Origin of the sequence: Mycobacterium vicinigordonae (genome assembly GCF_013466425.1) — a bacterium.
GTDB classification, from domain to species: Bacteria; Actinomycetota; Actinomycetes; order Mycobacteriales; family Mycobacteriaceae; genus Mycobacterium; species Mycobacterium vicinigordonae.
The window spans coordinates 4,776,464-4,792,281 of the sequence record NZ_CP059165.1; the positions used below are offsets into that span (position 1 = coordinate 4,776,464).

Below are 15,818 nucleotides of genomic sequence, written 5' to 3' on the forward strand. Positions count from 1 at the left end.
CGGTTCACCGCGCACCGGCGTCACCCCCGGGAGCCGAGGCGCCGAACACCTTGACGAACAGCACCGCAATAAGTCCCACGCACATGAAGATCAGCACGCTGATCGCCGACCCCAGCCCGAGGTTGAAACCCTTGAACAGATTGTCGTAGCCCAGAATCGACACCGAACCGGTGTTGTTGGCACCCGCGGTCAACACGTAGATGTTGTCGAAGATGCGGAACGCGTCCAGCGTCCGAAACAGCAGGGCGACCAGCACCGCCGGCTTTATGATCGGCAGGATGACCTTCGTCAGCCGCCGCCACGCTCCGGCACCGTCAACCTGCGCCGCCTTCACCAGATCCTCGGGTACCAAAGCCAATCCGGCCAGCAACAGCAACGCCATGAACGGGGTCGTCTTCCACACCTCGGCGAGCACCACCACACCCAGCGACGGAATCTGTTGCGTCAGTGGCGCACTGCCGTCCGGGAGCAGGTTGGCCAGATAACCGGTGCCAGGTGTCCACGCGTAATACCAGCTGTAAGAAGCGACCACGGTGACGATGCCGTACGGGATCAGCACCGCGGTGCGCACCAGCCCCCTGCCGATTAACGTGCGGTGCATGACGAGGGCGAGCGACAAGCCCACCGCGAACTCGATGGCCACCGAGAGCACGGTGATCCCCGACGTCACCGCCAGGGCGTTCCACCAGTAACGATCTGTCAGGACGGTGTGGTAATTGTCCAGTCCGACGAACGCAGAGTCATTGGGGGTAGCCAGGTCGTTGCGCTGCAGGCTCAGCCAGATCGAGTAGCCGATCGGGTAGGCCGTCACCGCCAGCATCAGAATCACTGCTGGGGCGACAAGCAGCAGGGCCAAGCGCCGCTCGGCGCTCTGGGTGCCGGTCACGGCAACAACCCCTTGCCGTCGATAGCCTTGCGCACCTGCACGGTCAGCTCGTCGGCGGTGCGCTGCGGGTCGATCGCGGTGATGGGGCTTAGCGCCGCCGCCAGGCGCAGCGACACCGCCTGGTAGACCGGCGTCGCGGGCCGTACCGCGGCGTCGGTGAGCTGCTGACGGATGATGCCGTACATCGGGTATTTCGCCTGGAATTGCGGATCGGAGTACAACGACGTCCGCACCGCAGGCAGACCCCCGTCGATCGACACGAACTTCTGGTTGCCCAGATCCCGCAGACACCGGACCGCGTCGAACGCTTCAGTGCGGTGGCGGGTGCCGGCGGCCACCGCCAGGTTCAGCCCGCCAATCGTCACCTTGGCCGGATGCCCGGCCACGCCGGGATATCGCGCGAAGTCGAACACCTTCTGGCTGGCTTCATAGGCGAGGGCGAACTGCTCGTCAGTCGGTGCGAACGTGCCGAATTTGTCGATGCTGCCGGCCAATTCGGGCATCTTGTTCAATGGCAGGAACGGCACCCCGCCCTTGACCGCGTTGCCCAGCATGGAGGGCAGCACGTGCGGCCAGTTGACTTCCAACGCGGCCTTGCCCTGCTCGACCGCCAGGCGCGCGGTGCCCTCGTCGCTGCGGGTGATCGACGGATCGGCGCCCGGCGCGGTGGCCACGGCCTTGAGGATTCGCAGCGCGGTCACGGTCGCCGCCCGGTGTTCGGCGGTATCGGTCAGCGTGACTTGTTTGCCGTCCTGCGATAGGACCTGGCCGCCCGCGCTGACCAGCAGCGTGTTGAACCAGACCACCAGTCCTTCGGCCTCGTTGGCCTGCACGGCGATCCAGCTGGGCTGCCCGGCCGCGGCCAGCCGCGTCGCCTCGGCCACCATGGCAGACCAGTCCTGCGGCGGCTGACGAACCAAATCCGCTCGGTACCAAAGCAATTGGGTGTTCGTCGTGAGCGGCGCGGCGTACAGCCGGTGCTTCCAGGTGGCCGTCTGGAGCGGACCCGGAAGGGTGTCGACGGTAGCGTCGGACTCGGCCCGCCCGGCCGGGTCCTCCGACAGCGGCAGCGCCCACCCCGCTTCGGCGAACTCCGCGGTCCACACCACGTCTAGCGCCATCACGTCGAGCGTGCGGTCGTTGCCGGTCAAGCGGCGAGCCAACTGCAACCGCTGCTGATCGGGCGAGCGCGCCAGGCTGATTTGCGCTATGCGGTAGCGGCCACCGGCCGCAGCCGTGCAACGATCGGCCACCGCGGCGAACGTCGCGCCGTCGGTCGCGGGGGTATAGAAGGTGATCTCCAGTCCCGAGCGGCCGGTGCCGCAGGCGCACATCGCTCCAGCGACCAACAGGGCCAACAACAGCGCGATCGGCCTTCGCCGCAAGCCCCCGCCCCGCCTCGTGTCAGATCGCCAGCCGGGCCAGCAGATCCCGCGCTTTTTCAGCGTTCTGCGGATCGCAGAGCACGTCGTAGCGTCCGGCCACCAGTTGCATAGTCGAGCTGAAATCCCGGGTGCCGCGCGCCATCGCATAGGGCACCGCAGACGTGATCAAGCCAAACACAACGCCGGCGATCAGACCTGTGAGCAGCGCACCCCACGGGTTTGGGCTGAAGAAGCCGAGCACTAGGCCGATGAACAGACCCAGCCAGGCACCGCTCAGCACGCCGCCGCCGAGCACCTTGCCCCAAGTCAGCCGGCCGGTGACGCGCTCCACCTGCATCAGGTCAACGCCGACGATGGTCACCTGTTGGACCGGGAATTCCTGATCGGAGAGGTAGTCGACGGCGCGTTGCGCCTCGGCGTAGGTGGGATAGGAGCCAACCGGCCAGCCTTTGGGGGGTGTCGGCAACGCGGGCACATTGCGGCGCCCCGCGGCTGCGCCACCGGCCGCGGACGGTCCGGGTTGGCCGGGCTGGAACGGGCTAGTCATCGATCCTCATTATCTTGTCGCCCTCCTTCTGCCCTACTGCTCACCCGCCATCGTTCCACGTCCCTAACCGACGCACTATCCTGGGCGACCCGTAAACCACTGCGGTTTGCACATATGGCCTGGCCAGCCGCCCAACATAGACGTGTCGGCGAACGCGTTCATGGGTTAGGTTGTTCGATATGACAGATCCCCGCGACGAGGGCTCGGCTTGGCAACCTCCGTTCGGTGACCAACCGACCTGGGCTGCGCCGGGATCACCCCCGCCACCCCTACCGCCGAACTATCCGCCGCCGTACCAGCCGAGTCCGCAGCCGTATCCGGCGGACTATTCCGCACCTCCCCCACCTAGCTACCCCCCGCCTGGTCAACAACCTTATGGCGGCGCGCAGTATCCGCCGCCGCCATCCACCCCGGCGTACCCAGGCGCCGGCTACCCCTACGGGGGTGCGGCCAGCAGCCCGTACTACGGCAGCCAGACCAGCACCAACAGCTTGGCGGTCGCCTCGCTTGTCACGTCGCTCGTCGGTATTCCGCTGTGGTTCCTCTGCTACACCGGCACCCTGTTGTCGATCGCGGCCATCGTGTTGGGCATCGTCGCGCTCAATCAAATCAAGCAGTCCCAGCAGCCGGGACGCGGCATGGCGATCGGCGGCATCGCGGTCGGTGGAGCGACGATAGTGCTGTTCGGCATTTTGTTCGTGGTCGTCTTGGCCGCCTCGAGCCATTAACCTGCCTGCGCCCTAGGTTGGGCGGACTCGCCAAAGGCACGTCGCGCCCAGGCTCCTACGCTTTCCGGTATGGCATCGGTCAACAGGGTGTACGTCGCGCGGCTGCCGCGAATGATGGTGCTGGGCCCCATGGGCGAGTCGTTTGGCCGGGTTCGTGACGTCGTGATCAGCATCAGCATCGTGCGCCAACAGCCCCGCGTGCTGGGTCTGGTCATCGATCTGGCCACCCGGCGCAGCATCTTCATCCCCATCCTGCGGGTGGCGGCCATCGAGCCCGACGCGGTGACGCTGCGCACCGGAAACGTGTCGTTGCGGCACTTCGAACAGCGACCCGGAGAGGTGCTGGCCATGGGCCAGGTGCTCGACACCCCGGTTCGAATCAACGATCCCGACCTGCCCGAACTGGCCGGCGTCGACGTCGTTGTCACCGATTTGGGCATCGAACAGACCCGCACCCGGGATTGGGTGGTGAGCCGGGTCGCCGTCCGTACCCACCGGCGGTTGCGCCGCCGTGGCCCGGTGCACGTCGTGGAGTGGCAGAACGTGCACGGCCTGACACCGTCGGCCCTGGCGATGCCAGGCCAGGGCGTAGCTCAGCTGCTGGATCAGTTCGAGGGCCGAAAGGCCGTCGACGTAGCCGACACCATCCGCGGCCTGCCGTCCAAACGCCGCTACGAGGTCTTCAAGGCCCTCAGCGACGAACGGCTGGCTGACATCCTGCAAGAGCTGCCCGAGCTTGACCAGGCCGAGGTGCTGTCCCAGCTGGGCACTGACCGCGCCGCCGACGTATTGGAGGAGATGGATCCCGACGACGCCGCCGACCTGCTGGGTGTGCTGAATCCGACCGACGCCGAAGTTCTGCTGACCCGGATGGATCCTGACGACTCCGACCCGGTGCGACGGCTGCTCAAACACTCCCCCGACACCGCGGGCGGGTTGATGACCTCTGATCCGGTGGTGCTCACCCCAGACACCTCGGTGGCCGAGGCGCTGGCCCGGCTGCGTGACCCTGACCTAACCCCCGCGCTGGGCTCGATGGTGTTCGTGGCGCGTCCGCCCACGGCCACCCCGACCGGGCACTACCTGGGCTGCGTTCACCTGCAGCGGCTGCTGCGCGACGCACCCGGCGAGCTGGTCGGCGGGATCGTCGATTCCGATCTGCTGACTCTCAGTCCGGAGACTCCGCTGGGTGCGGTGACCCGGTATTTCGCCGCTTACAACCTGGTGTGCGGCCCGGTTGTGGACGACCAGAATCACCTGTTGGGCGCGGTGACCGTCGACGACCTGCTTGACCACCTCCTTCCGCATGACTGGCGGGTGGATGTGCCGCAGCTTGACCCGGCCGGCCGGCCGGCACGACCCGGAGGATCGTCCCTGTGAGCAAGTCCCCAACGTCGCGGCGGCTCTACACCCCGCGGACGTCACGCAATTTCACGCCTCGGTTGGATGCCGAGACCGTCGGGCAGTTCACCGAATCGATCGCGCGGTTCTTCGGCACTGGCCGCTATCTGCTGATGCAGACGATCGTGGTGTTGGCCTGGATCGCGGCCAACCTATGGGCGGTGCACTGGCGCTGGGACCCCTACCCGTTCATCCTGCTCAACCTGGCCTTCTCCACGCAGGCGGCCTACGCCGCACCGCTGATCCTGCTGGCCCAGAACCGTCAGGAGAACCGCGACCGGGTCGCCCTGGAGGACGACCGGCGCCGCGCCGCCCAAACCAAAGCCGACACGGAGTACCTGGCCCGCGAACTGGCCGCACTGCGGCTGGCCATCGGCGAGGTCACCACCCGCGACTACCTGCGGCACGAATTAGAAGGCCTACTGACGGACCTGCATGCGCTGGCCCAGGGCGGCGGCCCGGTGCGAGGGCCCGACGCGTCCGTTGAGCGGCGTGCTAAGAAATCGGGCTGAGAACCAAAAGGGCCATTGCGCAACTCGCGTTACAAGAGTTATGTATGGTGATCTAGTTCACGAAGCTAACAAGACGCTAACAAAACGGTCAGTTTCCCGGCGGCTCACATAATTTGAGGACGGTCCGAGGTGCATATTCGGGGACGCTGGGGTGTCGGCCCGGCCGTCGCAAAGGTGCGGCAGGGTGCACTTCGCGTAACACGAGCGCCGGTGTTCGGCGTTGCCATGATCTCCCCGTTGATCTTCGCCGGCGCAGTCAGCGGCGCGGCGCCCACGTTGCACGGTAAGATGCCAAGCCGCAACGCCATTGCCCCGGTCGCCGCGGTGGGTCCGGCCCCGCGTGTGGACCTGTCCGGGCCCGCCGTGATCTCCGTGCGTCGGGTGCCCACCAGCTTCCACGTCGCGGCCGCCACCAGCTCCGCGCCGCCCCCACCGACCGTCGTGAATTCGCCCGGTGCCCTTGGCATTCCGATCATGGCGCTGTCGGCCTACCGTAATGCCGAGCAGAAGATGGCCGCCGCGCAGCCGGGCTGCGGAGTCAGCTGGAACCTGCTCGCCGGCATCGGCCGCATCGAGTCCGGCCACGCTGGTGGCGGCGCCGTCGATGCCCGCGGCACCGCCGTCAACCCCATCTACGGCCCCGCGCTAGACGGCACGCTGCCCGGCAACGAGGTGATTGTGCAGGGCAGCCAAGGCAACCGGGTAACCTACGCCCGCGCGATGGGACCGATGCAGTTCCTGCCCGGCACGTGGGCGCGTTACGCCATCGACGGCGACGGCGACGGCATCCCCGACCCGCAGAACCTGTTCGACTCCACGTTGGCCGCCGCGCGCTATCTGTGCAGCGGCGGGCTCAACCTGCGCGACCCGTCGCAGGTCATGGCCGCCATCCTGCGCTACAACAACTCGATGTCCTACGCGCAGAACGTGCTCGGGTGGGCCGCGGCGTATGCCACCGGGGTGGTCCCGGTCGACCTGCCGCCGATCACCGGCCCGCCGCCACCGATCGGCGACGCGCACCTCGAACACACCGAGGGCCTCGGACCGAACCTGCCGCTCAATGTCACCGGGCTTGGCGTCAACGACCCGCTGGGACAACACATGCCGCTGATCGACTTCGGCCCACCGCAACTGATCGCCCAGTTCCCGGCCTACGGGTCACCCGACGCGCCGCAGTCGCCTGCGTGGCCGTGGCTGCCGCCTAATCAGCAGCAGACGACGATCCCCTCGAACACCCCGGGTTGCACCCTGATCTGCATCAGCTCGCAAAACCCCGATGCGGTTCAGCCCGGAATGCCCCAACCCGCGGCGCCGCCCGCCCCTAATGGCGGCATTGTGATCGCGCCTGCCGCACCGCCACCGGCGGATCCGTTTGCCCCCGCTGCGCCGCCCGCTCCGGTGCCGGCAGCTCCGGCCAACCCGGCAGCTCCGGCCAACCCGGCAGCTCCGGCAAATGCGGCCCCGAAGCCACCGAACGGCGCACCGTCGCCCAAACCGGCCGGTCCGGCTCAGCCGAGCCCGCCAGCGCCTGCCGAACCGCTGCTGGCGCCGGTCAGCTGACCGTCCGGTTGCCAATACCGCATGCCGCCTAGACTCGGCGGTGATGTCTGCAACCCACAATGACGCCGCCGATCTGACCGCCGCGATCCGCACCGCGCTGGCCAAGGTGATCGACCCTGAGCTGCGGCGACCGATAACCGAACTCGGGATGGTCAAGAGCATCGACGTCGGCGGGGACGGCGCCGTGCACGTCGGGATCTACCTGACCACCGCAAGCTGCCCGAAGAAGTCCGAGATCACCGAGCAGGTAACCCAGGCGGTCACCGACGTCCCCGGTACTGGGAAGGTCACAGTCGGCCTGGACGTGATGAGTGACGAGCAACGCACCGAGTTGCGCAAGCAGCTCCGCGGCGACGCAGCAGAGCCCGTCATTCCGTTCGCCCAGCCCAGTTCCCTCACCCGGGTGTACGCCGTCGCCTCCGGCAAGGGCGGCGTCGGAAAGTCCACCGTGACAGTGAATCTGGCGGCCGCGATGGCCGCGCGGGGTCTGTCCGTGGGCGTGCTGGACGCCGACATCCACGGTCACTCCATTCCGCGGATGATGGGCAGCACCGACCGGCCCACCCAGGTGGAATCGATGATCCTGCCGCCGATCGCCCACGAGGTGAAGGTCATTTCGATCGCCCAGTTCACCCAGGACAACACCCCGGTGGTTTGGCGCGGCCCGATGCTGCACCGCGCGCTGCAGCAGTTCCTGGCAGACGTGTACTGGGGCGATCTGGACGTGCTGCTGCTCGACCTGCCGCCGGGCACCGGCGATGTCGCCATCTCCCTGGCGCAGCTGCTGCCGAACGCCGAGATCTTGGTGGTCACCACTCCGCAGATGGCCGCTGCCGAGGTGGCCGAACGGGCCGGCAGCATCGCGATTCAGACCCGGCAGCGCATCGTCGGTGTGGTGGAGAACATGTCGGGGCTGACGCTGCCGGACGGCTCCACGTTGCAGGTGTTCGGCGAGGGCGGCGGCCGTCAGGTCGCCGAGCGGCTGTCCCGCGCGGTCGGCGCCGACGTGCCGCTGCTGGGGCAGATCCCGCTGGATCCGGCGCTGGTTGCCGCGGGCGATGCGGGTGTGCCGGTGGTGCTCAGCACACCCGACTCGGCGGTGGGCAAGGAGCTGGGCCGCATCGCCGACGGCCTGTCGTCGCGGCGGCGCGGCCTGGCTGGCATGTCGCTGGGGTTGGACCCGACCCGGCGGTAATTGCCGTTTGGCGCGAGTGCCGCCCGGCGACGATTCCCGCAGGGGGTTGGGCAGCCCGGTTTCGCTCGCGGTGAGTATTTATGTGGCGTCCGTGTCGAACGGGGTGCGCTCGGGCGGCGCGGACGCGGCCGCGGGTGGATCGGCCGGCGGGGTGGCCGGCTCAACCGGTGGGCTCGCTGTGGTGCCATTCACCGGCTTGTCGAAGTTCCCGGTGAAGATCGAGTCGTCGCCGTCGAGCAGGTGCTTGGTCAGCGCCGCCCGCGGCGTCATGCCGCGGAATTTCTGCAGCTCACTGAGGTGTCCGCGGATGTCGTCGAATTCCGGTCCGATGTCCTCGCGCAGCTGGTTGGTCATCCCGCTGAGGTAGTCGCGGGCCTGCCGCAGCGCACCTGTGGTCCAGCGAATGGCTCCCGGCAGTCGCTCCGGGCCGAGCACCACCAGCCCGACCACAACCAGTACGAGCATTTCCCCCCAGCCGACGTTGGCGAACATCTAACTGGTATCGGGCTCGGGTTTGACGGTCAGGGTCACATGACGACCGTCGCGCACTACCTCGATCTGGGCATCTTGCCCGATGGTCAGTTGGCGAACGGCTACGACGGCCTCGTCGGAGTCGGCGACCTTGCGGTCTCCGATCTTCACGATCACGTCGTTCTCCAGGATGCCGCCCTTCTGTGCGGGTCCTCCAGCCTTCACGTTGGCCACCTGCGCACCCGAGGCGATCGCGTTGCTCACCGACCGGGTGCTGATGCCCAGCGTCGGGTGCACGATCTTGCCGTCCCTGATCAGGGTCTCCGCCACTAGCTTCATTTCGTTTACCGGAATGGCGAAGCCGAGACCACTCGCGCTGTCCGACAGTGACTTGCCGGCGCTGTTGATGCCGATCACCTGGGAGTCCATGTCAATCAGCGGCCCGCCGGAGTTGCCGTGGTTGATCGAAGCGTCAGTCTGGATCGCGTCTAGCACGGTGTCGGTATCCGAGCCCTCGCCCGACAACGGCACCGGGCGGTGCAGCGCGCTGATAATGCCGTGGGTGACCGTGCTGCGCAAGCCCAGCGGGGCGCCGGCGGCAATGACCTCATCACCCACCCGCACTTTGTCGGAGTTGCCGAGGCGGGCCACACTCAGGTTCTCGACGTTGTCTACCTTGAGCACGGCTAGGTCGGTCTTGGGGTCGCGGCCCACCAGGCTGGCCGGTACTTCCTTGCCGTCGTTGAACACCACCGTGGTCTTGAACTTGCTGGGGTTGGCGGCGGCTTCGGAGATGACGTGGTTGTTGGTCACGATGTAGCCGCGACCGTCGATAACGACACCGGAGCCCTGCATGCCCTCTTGGTCACTCTTGGACTCGATGGTCACCACCGAGTCGGCGACAGCGGCTGCCACCTTGGTGAACCGGCCGGCCGGCTCCTCGGCGTTGCCAGAGGTCGACAGCGTCACCTTGGAAGTGGTAAACGCCTCGACCACCTCGGCGGTTTTGCGGCCGATCACCCCGCCGATCGCACCGATCATCAAAGCGATGAGCAGCAGGATTGCCAGCGCGAGGTAGGAGACCTTGCCGCCGAACAGCACGTCGCGCACCCCGAGTTTGCCGCTGTGGCGCTGGTCGCCGTGCGCGACCACCGGCGGCAGTGCGGGAGTGCCCAGGGCCGCGGCCGCGCCCGGATCGCGCCACGGGTCGTCGAGTTCCTCGGGTTCGTCGACGTTCTTCTCGGCGTCCAGTGCGTCGGCGTCGATGGGGTGGCGCTGCAATGTCTCGGTGGCGCCGTTAGGCCGGCCGAATGCGTCGGCCAACACCGGGTCGGTCCGCTTATCGTGCGGTCGGAATTCGGACTGATCCCGGTACTTCTGTGGGCGCACCCGCTCAGCCACGAAGGATCCGTGCTGCCCGGCAGGACGCCCGAACGTCTGGCGCGAGGACGGGTCGACCGGTGGCCGGTAGATGGGCCGCGGCGCGAGCCGCTCGGTGTCCTGGCCCCTGGGGTTGCCTTCGTCGGAGGTCACAGTTCCTCTTCTAGATCCATTGCTTAGCCGGCGTCCGTGTCCACCCTAGTATCCACAGACACTCAGGCAGCCGAAGCGCGAGCTAGCGGCGCTTCCGCTGATCCGGATCGCGGTCGGCGAGGGCGTCGGGAAGCTGCGTCGCATCCTCGTGTGGGTAGTGCGGGATTTCCGAGAGCAGCCCAAGCAGTGAACTGGGGATGCGGATTTGGTGCGAGTCGCGCAGGGCGGCGCGCGCGCGGCTGTGATCGTCGACCTCGGCTGCACATTCCGGGCACAGCGAGAGGTGGTGAGCGGCGCGCAGATGCGCGTTCATCCGCAATTCACCGTCCACGAACGCCGCGATGGCTTCGATCGACAGGTGCTCGGTGGACCCGAAGCGGCGCGGCGCCCCCACCGGGGCATCACTCTGCGAGGCGAATTGAGAGGGAAGCCAGGAGAACGCGCGCCGAAACACATGTCCCATGTTTCCGGGGGCGACCATCACTGGATCCTTTCGCGTCCGCTTTCCTACCCTGTCGAGCCATCTGTATCTCGAATGTAGCGCGGTGCGGTGCTCGAGAACCATGTTCAGCCTTTTAAACCCGACTCTTTGGGACCAGTTGGCAACCGTGCAGTGGCCGAAACGATGGTTCGGGCCCCGCGCGGATGACTCAGCTGGCCGCCGCCACCGACGGGCCGTCGGCGTGCAGGCCATGTCCAGGATGGGCGGCCAGATAGTCCCGCAGCGCTTGGCGACCGCGGTGGATCCGGCTGCGCACAGTGCCCAGCTTGACCCCAAGGGTGGCGCCGATCTCCTCGTAGGAGAGGCCTTCGATGTCGCACAGCACCACCGCGGCACGAAACTCCGGGGGAAGCGAATCAAGCGCGGCCTGCAGATCGGGCCCCAGCCGGGAATCGTGGTAGATCTGCTCGGGATTCGGCTCGTCGGCCGGCACCCGGTCGTAGTCCTCGGGCAGTGCTTCCATTCGGATGCGAGCACGCCGGCGGACCATGTCGAGGAACAGGTTGGTGGTGATGCGGTGCAGCCAGCCCTCGAACGTTCCGGGCTGGTAGTTCTGCACGGACCGGAAAACCCTGATGAAGGTTTCCTGAGTGAGGTCCTCGGCGTCGTGCTGGTTGCCGGTCAGCCGATAGGCGAGGCGGTAGACGCGGTCGGCGTGCTGACGCACCAGCTCGTCCCAAGACGGCATGGCGGCCTTATCCCCGGTGGCGTCGAAAACCGCTGTGCCCGAGAGGGCGTCGGACGGTTCCACCCAGTCCTGGTCACGAACCGGTTGCGGGTGCGACATGCTGGTCGGGCTCAAAGTGGTGATGGTGACTTCCTCCGAACTTCCCCTGCCATCCAACGTCGGCAGTTCGTCGTTCACGGCAACGCGAAGTTGCCACTTGCTATTCCTGTCGTCCTCGCCCCAACGTCCTCCACGTTCCATGGGACTCACCGTCACCTACCCGAGTGTGGGTGAGGTATGAGCAATCTGAGCTTTGGCTGAGAAACCATACTGTTACCCACTTTGCCCAGCTCTTACGCAGTCACGGTGACCTTGATCGCATCGTTGCCCCCGGGCGTGTCAGCTCCACCCGCACCGGGCGCGCCTGAACACCCGGGCTACCGGTTGGGCATACTCTGCGGACATGTCCAGTTCCGACGATGCCCCCGGCGCTCCCGGCGCGCCCAGCCAGGAGGTGCCCAGCCGAGCCGACGCTCTGCTGACACATGCCGAGAAGTCGATATCAGAGGATGCGATCCTGGCCAGCGCCCGCGAACGGGCCGTGGACAGCGGGGCCGGCGCTGTCACGCCAGCGGTAGGTGCGCTGCTGAGCCTGCTGGCCAAGCTCAGTGGTGGCAAGGCAGTCGCCGAAGTCGGTACCGGGGTGGGCGTCAGCGGCTTGTGGTTGTTGTCCGGCATGAGCGACGACGGCGTGCTGACCACCATCGACATCGAGCCGGAACACGCCCGCCTGGCCAAGCAGGCATTCTCCGAGGCCCAGATCGGGCCATCGCGCACCAGGTTGATCAGCGGACGCGCCCAGGAAGTGCTGACCCGGCTCGCCGACGAGTCCTACGACCTGGTGTTCATCGACGCCGACCCGGTCGACCAGCCGGAGTATGTGGTCGAAGGGGTTCGGCTGCTGCGCCCAGGCGGGGTGATCGTGGTGCACCGTGCCGCCCTGGGGGGGCGTGCCGGTGATCCCGCGGCGCGCGACGCCGAAGTGGCCGCGGTGCGTGAGGCGGCGCGATTGATTGCCGAGGACGAACGGCTGACCCCGGCGTTGATCCCGCTGGGCGACGGCCTGCTGGCCGCCGTCCGGGACTAATCGCGCGGGCTAAAGCGCGCCCAGCAAGGTCTCCGCGATCGCGAACGGGAAGTGCACGGTAGCGGTGGTTACTTCGCGCGCTCCGTCACGAACCGCGTTGACGATCGTCGCGGGATCGCCACTGAACAACGCAGTCGCGACGTCGTAGCCCGCAAACTGCGGTGCGGTGATGAAGTTGCGCACGTCGACGAACAGCTGAGTCGGCAGGTTCGCCGGCGCGACCGGCGCGCCGTTGAAGCTCACCATCGTCCAGCCGGTTCCGGGACTGCCCTGGACCACCACGACGCCGGTGTTCGGCAGCGCGCCAGTGACCAGCAGCAGCGGGTTGGGGTTGTCGACCATCATCATGGTGCCGGTCTCGATGGCAAGGGCGCTGGAATAGGCTGCGACCGTGTGACTCGGGCTCGTCAAGGCGGTGTTGTACATGGTCTGCACCGCGGCGTTGAAGCCGCTACCGAAGGTCAGGCCGGTGGGGTTGACGGCGGAGATGCCCAGCATCGGGAAGGCAGGCAGGCCCAGCGTCCACATCACGGGTCCGGCTAGGTAAATGAGCCCGGCCGGGATCTGCTGCATACCTTCCAGGAGCCCGGCGTTGATCTCGTTGAGGCCAGGCAGGACGACGGGCGTCGGCTGGCCGGCATAGGACGCCAGCGCCGCAGCGGTCTGCTGCGTCCGCAGCATTTGCGAGTCGAATATTCCGGCGAAATGGCCCTGGCCGTTGAGAATGGCGGCGACGTCGGCCGCCTGCTGCTGGCCCAGCGCGGTGAGTGGAGGTCCGGGGATCGCCGTATCGAGGAGGTTGGAGATGTTGCTGGCCGTCTGCCCATGCCGGATGAACTCGATGGTGACGGTTTCGGTGCTCGGCGGGATGTACGTGGGGCCGCCCTGGCCGATGAACAGGCCGGGGTAGCCGCGCGCCCCGACTGTCCCGATGGTCGTCCCGGTCCCGCCGATTCCGCCGTACCCGCCGTCGCCGAACAACAGGGCCTGGCCGCCGGCACCGCCGGCTCCACCAGCCAGCACAGTCACCGCAGCGCCGCCCAGCCCGCCGTGGCCGCCGTTGCCCATCAACCAGCCGCCGACGCCGCCGGTGCCGCCCGTTCCACCGTCGTATCCGGCACCGCCGATGCCGCCGGTGCCGATCAATCCGGCATTACCGCCGGGGCCGCCGGAAGCCAGTGCGCCGCCGGTTGGGCTGTAGCCGGCGCCGCCGTCGCCGAACAGGATGCCGCCCGCGCCCCCGGTCGGGGAGGCCAACGTCCCGGCCGCGCCGTTGCCAATCAGATCCCGCCCTAACAGCAGGTGGGTGGGTGCGTTGATGATCGGGTCGACAACCTGGCCGAGCTCGCTGGAGATCCACGTCTGGCCGATGGTGTGTGCCGGGCCGTAGACCAGTGTCTGGAAGGCACCGGAGGTGAATGCACTCAGTCCTTCCAGCGGAGCCGCGGCGATGCCGCCGCCCAAAAGGGTGGCCTCCAGCTGCTGCAGGATGGCGGCCTCGGCTCCTCCGTACGACGCGGCCGAGGCGCCCAGGTTGCGCACAAACTCTTGGTGGTAGGCAGCCGCCTGCGCTGCCGCCGCCTGGTATTCGTTCGCATGTGTGCCGAACAGCGTCGCGAGAGCGACCGATATTTCGTCGGCGGCCGCGGCGGCTATCTGGGATGTCGGGAGCAGCGCGCTTAGGTTGCCGGTGCTGATTGCCGAACCGATCTGGGCCGCGTTCGCGGTCGCCGTTTCGAATCCGTCCAGTGCTGCCACCACATATGACATTTCGCTACTCCTCGATGCGTAATTTGGCTCGACGGCCATCTTGGCACCCGGAATCCGAAAAGTTGCGGAAATCGGAAAAATGCGCAGCGAGTTTCCAGGGTTGTCAGGTCCCCCGCAACGCGGCGATACCGACGTCCAACGCCGTCTCGAGGTAGGACAGATCGCCGGTGGCCAGCATGATGCCCACCCCGCCCTGTATGCCGGCCAGTAGCGCCGCGGCGGCTCTGTCCGCGTCCACACCCGGCGGGACTTTGCCGCTCTCCTGCATGGCGCGGACTCCGGCGGCGATCGCACAGTGCCACTTCGAGATGAGCTCGGCCGTCACTGCCTGAGCGCCCGGGGTGACACGACCGATCTCCGACATGAGCACGGCAATCGGACAGTTCTGACCCTGCCGCCGATAGCGGTCGACCACCACGTCACGCCAGCGCTGCCAGGCCGCCCACGACGTGAGGGCACTTAGATGCGGCTGCTGGTCGGCGATCACCATCTGCGATTCGAAGGCGGCCACTGCAAGCAGCAATTGATCTTTGCCGTCGGGAAAGTAGTGGAAAAGTTGGCTTTTCGAGGTACGGGTACGAGCCATCACGTCCTCGAGCGTGGTCAGGGCGACGCCGCGAGAGCGGATCTCAGCGGCCGCGCCCTCGATGATGCGTTGCCGAGTAGCCCTTCCCTTGGCGGTTAGTTTTTGGACTTGCGAGTCCATTTTTAATGGTGAAGCCTTTGGACCCATGAGTCCAAATAGTACCCAGCTCTCGAAACACACAGCATTGATCACCGGCTCCACCGCAGGCCTCGGCGCGGCAATCGCCAGGACACTGGCCGCGCGGGGTGCGTTGGTGGTCGTCAACGGGCGCAACGCTGCTCGTGGTGCGGCGGTGGTCGACCAGGTCCTGTCGACGGGCGGCCGGGCAACCTTCGTCGACAGTGACCTGGGATCCGGCGCCGACGGAATCCGTCGGCTGGCCGAACGCGCCCGCACCGCTGCCGGCGGCCATATCGACATCCTGGTCAACAATGCCGCCACCATAGCGATGCCCACCCCCACCGCGGATATCACTGAAGCCGAACTCCGAGAATCCTTCGCGGTCAACGTCTTTGCGCCGCTTCTGCTCACCGGCGTGATCGCTCCTCGGATGGTCGCGGCCGGCAAAGGCTCGATCGTCAACGTCGGATCGATCACCGGCCTGCGCGGGTCCGCCGGCTCGGCCATCTACTCAAGCACCAAGGCCGTCATTCATTCCTTCACCAAGTCGTGGGCCGACGAATACGGGCCGTTCGGCGTCCGGGTAAACGCCGTGGCGCCCGGGCCCATCGCCACCGAACGGCAGCAAGAATTCGCCGATCACGTCGGTCCGATGCTGGCCCGCATCCCCTCCCGGCGGATGAGCACCCCCGAGGAGGTCGCCGCAGCGGTGGCATTCCTGGCCAGCGACGAGGCCGCCAATATCCACGGCGCAGTACTGGGCGTCGACGGCGGCTGGGCGGCGGTCTGATCGATACTTGACACTGCG

16 protein-coding genes are annotated in these 15,818 nt (G+C 67.2%); 7 read left to right on the forward strand and 9 right to left on the reverse strand.

Features of this window, described 5'->3' with window-relative positions; genetic code table 11:
* Window positions 1-4: 4 nt before the first annotated feature.
* The 3 genes from H0P51_RS21270 to H0P51_RS21280 all read right to left on the reverse strand — a co-directional run bounded on the left by H0P51_RS21270 (window position 5) and on the right by H0P51_RS21280 (window position 2,818).
* On the reverse strand, window positions 5-886 hold the full coding sequence (locus H0P51_RS21270) for a carbohydrate ABC transporter permease (protein WP_180914847.1): 882 nt from the start codon (window positions 884-886) through the stop codon (window positions 5-7).
* The gene (locus H0P51_RS21275; protein ID WP_180919136.1) at window positions 883-2,220 is read right to left on the reverse strand and encodes an extracellular solute-binding protein; all 1,338 of its coding nucleotides are present in this window, start codon (window positions 2,218-2,220) and stop codon (window positions 883-885) included. The genes H0P51_RS21270 and H0P51_RS21275 overlap by 4 nt, the downstream gene beginning before the upstream one ends.
* A gap of 70 nt (window positions 2,221-2,290) precedes the next feature.
* Window positions 2,291-2,818: a YflT domain-containing protein gene (locus H0P51_RS21280; RefSeq protein ID WP_180914848.1), complete on the reverse strand. Its 528-nt coding sequence runs from the start codon at window positions 2,816-2,818 to the stop codon at window positions 2,291-2,293.
* A 179-nt stretch (window positions 2,819-2,997) separates the two neighbouring features.
* Here H0P51_RS21280 and H0P51_RS21285 point away from each other — a divergent pair, with 179 nt between their 5' ends.
* The 5 genes from H0P51_RS21285 to H0P51_RS21305 all read left to right on the forward strand — a co-directional run bounded on the left by H0P51_RS21285 (window position 2,998) and on the right by H0P51_RS21305 (window position 8,214).
* Window positions 2,998-3,546 (forward strand): DUF4190 domain-containing protein, encoded by a 549-nt coding sequence (locus tag H0P51_RS21285; RefSeq protein ID WP_180914849.1) that lies wholly within the window; start codon window positions 2,998-3,000, stop codon window positions 3,544-3,546.
* A 69-nt stretch (window positions 3,547-3,615) separates the two neighbouring features.
* Entirely contained in the window at window positions 3,616-4,926 is a 1,311-nt protein-coding gene (locus H0P51_RS21290) for a magnesium transporter MgtE N-terminal domain-containing protein (RefSeq protein ID WP_180914850.1), read from the forward strand.
* Entirely contained in the window at window positions 4,923-5,459 is a 537-nt protein-coding gene (locus H0P51_RS21295; protein ID WP_180914851.1) for a DUF1003 domain-containing protein, read from the forward strand. The genes H0P51_RS21290 and H0P51_RS21295 overlap by 4 nt, the downstream gene beginning before the upstream one ends.
* 129 nt (window positions 5,460-5,588) lie before the next feature.
* Entirely contained in the window at window positions 5,589-7,019 is a 1,431-nt protein-coding gene (locus H0P51_RS21300) for a lytic transglycosylase domain-containing protein (RefSeq protein ID WP_180914852.1), read from the forward strand.
* Window positions 7,020-7,062: 43 nt separating this feature from the next.
* Complete coding sequence (locus H0P51_RS21305) at window positions 7,063-8,214, forward strand: Mrp/NBP35 family ATP-binding protein (protein ID WP_180914853.1); 1,152 nt, start codon at window positions 7,063-7,065, stop codon at window positions 8,212-8,214.
* A gap of 78 nt (window positions 8,215-8,292) precedes the next feature.
* Here H0P51_RS21305 and tatB read toward each other — a convergent pair whose 3' ends face one another.
* From tatB to sigE, 4 genes are all read right to left on the reverse strand, one after another.
* Window positions 8,293-8,706 carry a Sec-independent protein translocase protein TatB gene (gene tatB, locus H0P51_RS21310; protein WP_180914854.1) on the reverse strand — a complete coding sequence of 138 codons (414 nt, stop codon included), beginning with the start codon at window positions 8,704-8,706 and terminating at the stop codon, window positions 8,293-8,295.
* A complete protein-coding gene (htrA, locus tag H0P51_RS21315) occupies window positions 8,707-10,218 on the reverse strand; it encodes a serine protease HtrA (RefSeq protein ID WP_180914855.1) in 1,512 nt (503 codons plus the stop codon). It lies immediately after the preceding gene.
* A gap of 82 nt (window positions 10,219-10,300) precedes the next feature.
* Complete coding sequence (rseA, locus tag H0P51_RS21320; protein WP_180914856.1) at window positions 10,301-10,699, reverse strand: anti-sigma E factor RseA; 399 nt, start codon at window positions 10,697-10,699, stop codon at window positions 10,301-10,303.
* A 169-nt stretch (window positions 10,700-10,868) separates the two neighbouring features.
* Window positions 10,869-11,648 carry an RNA polymerase sigma factor SigE gene (gene sigE / locus H0P51_RS21325; RefSeq protein WP_180919137.1) on the reverse strand — a complete coding sequence of 260 codons (780 nt, stop codon included), beginning with the start codon at window positions 11,646-11,648 and terminating at the stop codon, window positions 10,869-10,871.
* 202 nt (window positions 11,649-11,850) lie between these two features.
* Here sigE and H0P51_RS21330 point away from each other — a divergent pair, with 202 nt between their 5' ends.
* A complete protein-coding gene (locus tag H0P51_RS21330; protein WP_180914857.1) occupies window positions 11,851-12,534 on the forward strand; it encodes an O-methyltransferase in 684 nt (227 codons plus the stop codon).
* A 9-nt stretch (window positions 12,535-12,543) separates the two neighbouring features.
* Here H0P51_RS21330 and H0P51_RS21335 read toward each other — a convergent pair whose 3' ends face one another.
* Together H0P51_RS21335 and H0P51_RS21340 are read right to left on the reverse strand one after the other, a co-directional pair.
* Window positions 12,544-14,304 (reverse strand): PE domain-containing protein, encoded by a 1,761-nt coding sequence (locus H0P51_RS21335; protein WP_180914858.1) that lies wholly within the window; start codon window positions 14,302-14,304, stop codon window positions 12,544-12,546.
* Between the two features lie 103 nt (window positions 14,305-14,407).
* Window positions 14,408-15,010 carry a TetR/AcrR family transcriptional regulator gene (locus tag H0P51_RS21340; protein WP_180914859.1) on the reverse strand — a complete coding sequence of 201 codons (603 nt, stop codon included), beginning with the start codon at window positions 15,008-15,010 and terminating at the stop codon, window positions 14,408-14,410.
* Window positions 15,011-15,035: 25 nt separating this feature from the next.
* On the opposite strand from H0P51_RS21340, the gene H0P51_RS21345 reads away from it, so the two are divergent.
* Window positions 15,036-15,800 (forward strand): SDR family NAD(P)-dependent oxidoreductase, encoded by a 765-nt coding sequence (locus H0P51_RS21345; RefSeq protein WP_180914860.1) that lies wholly within the window; start codon window positions 15,036-15,038, stop codon window positions 15,798-15,800.
* The last annotated feature ends 18 nt before the right edge of the window (window positions 15,801-15,818 follow it).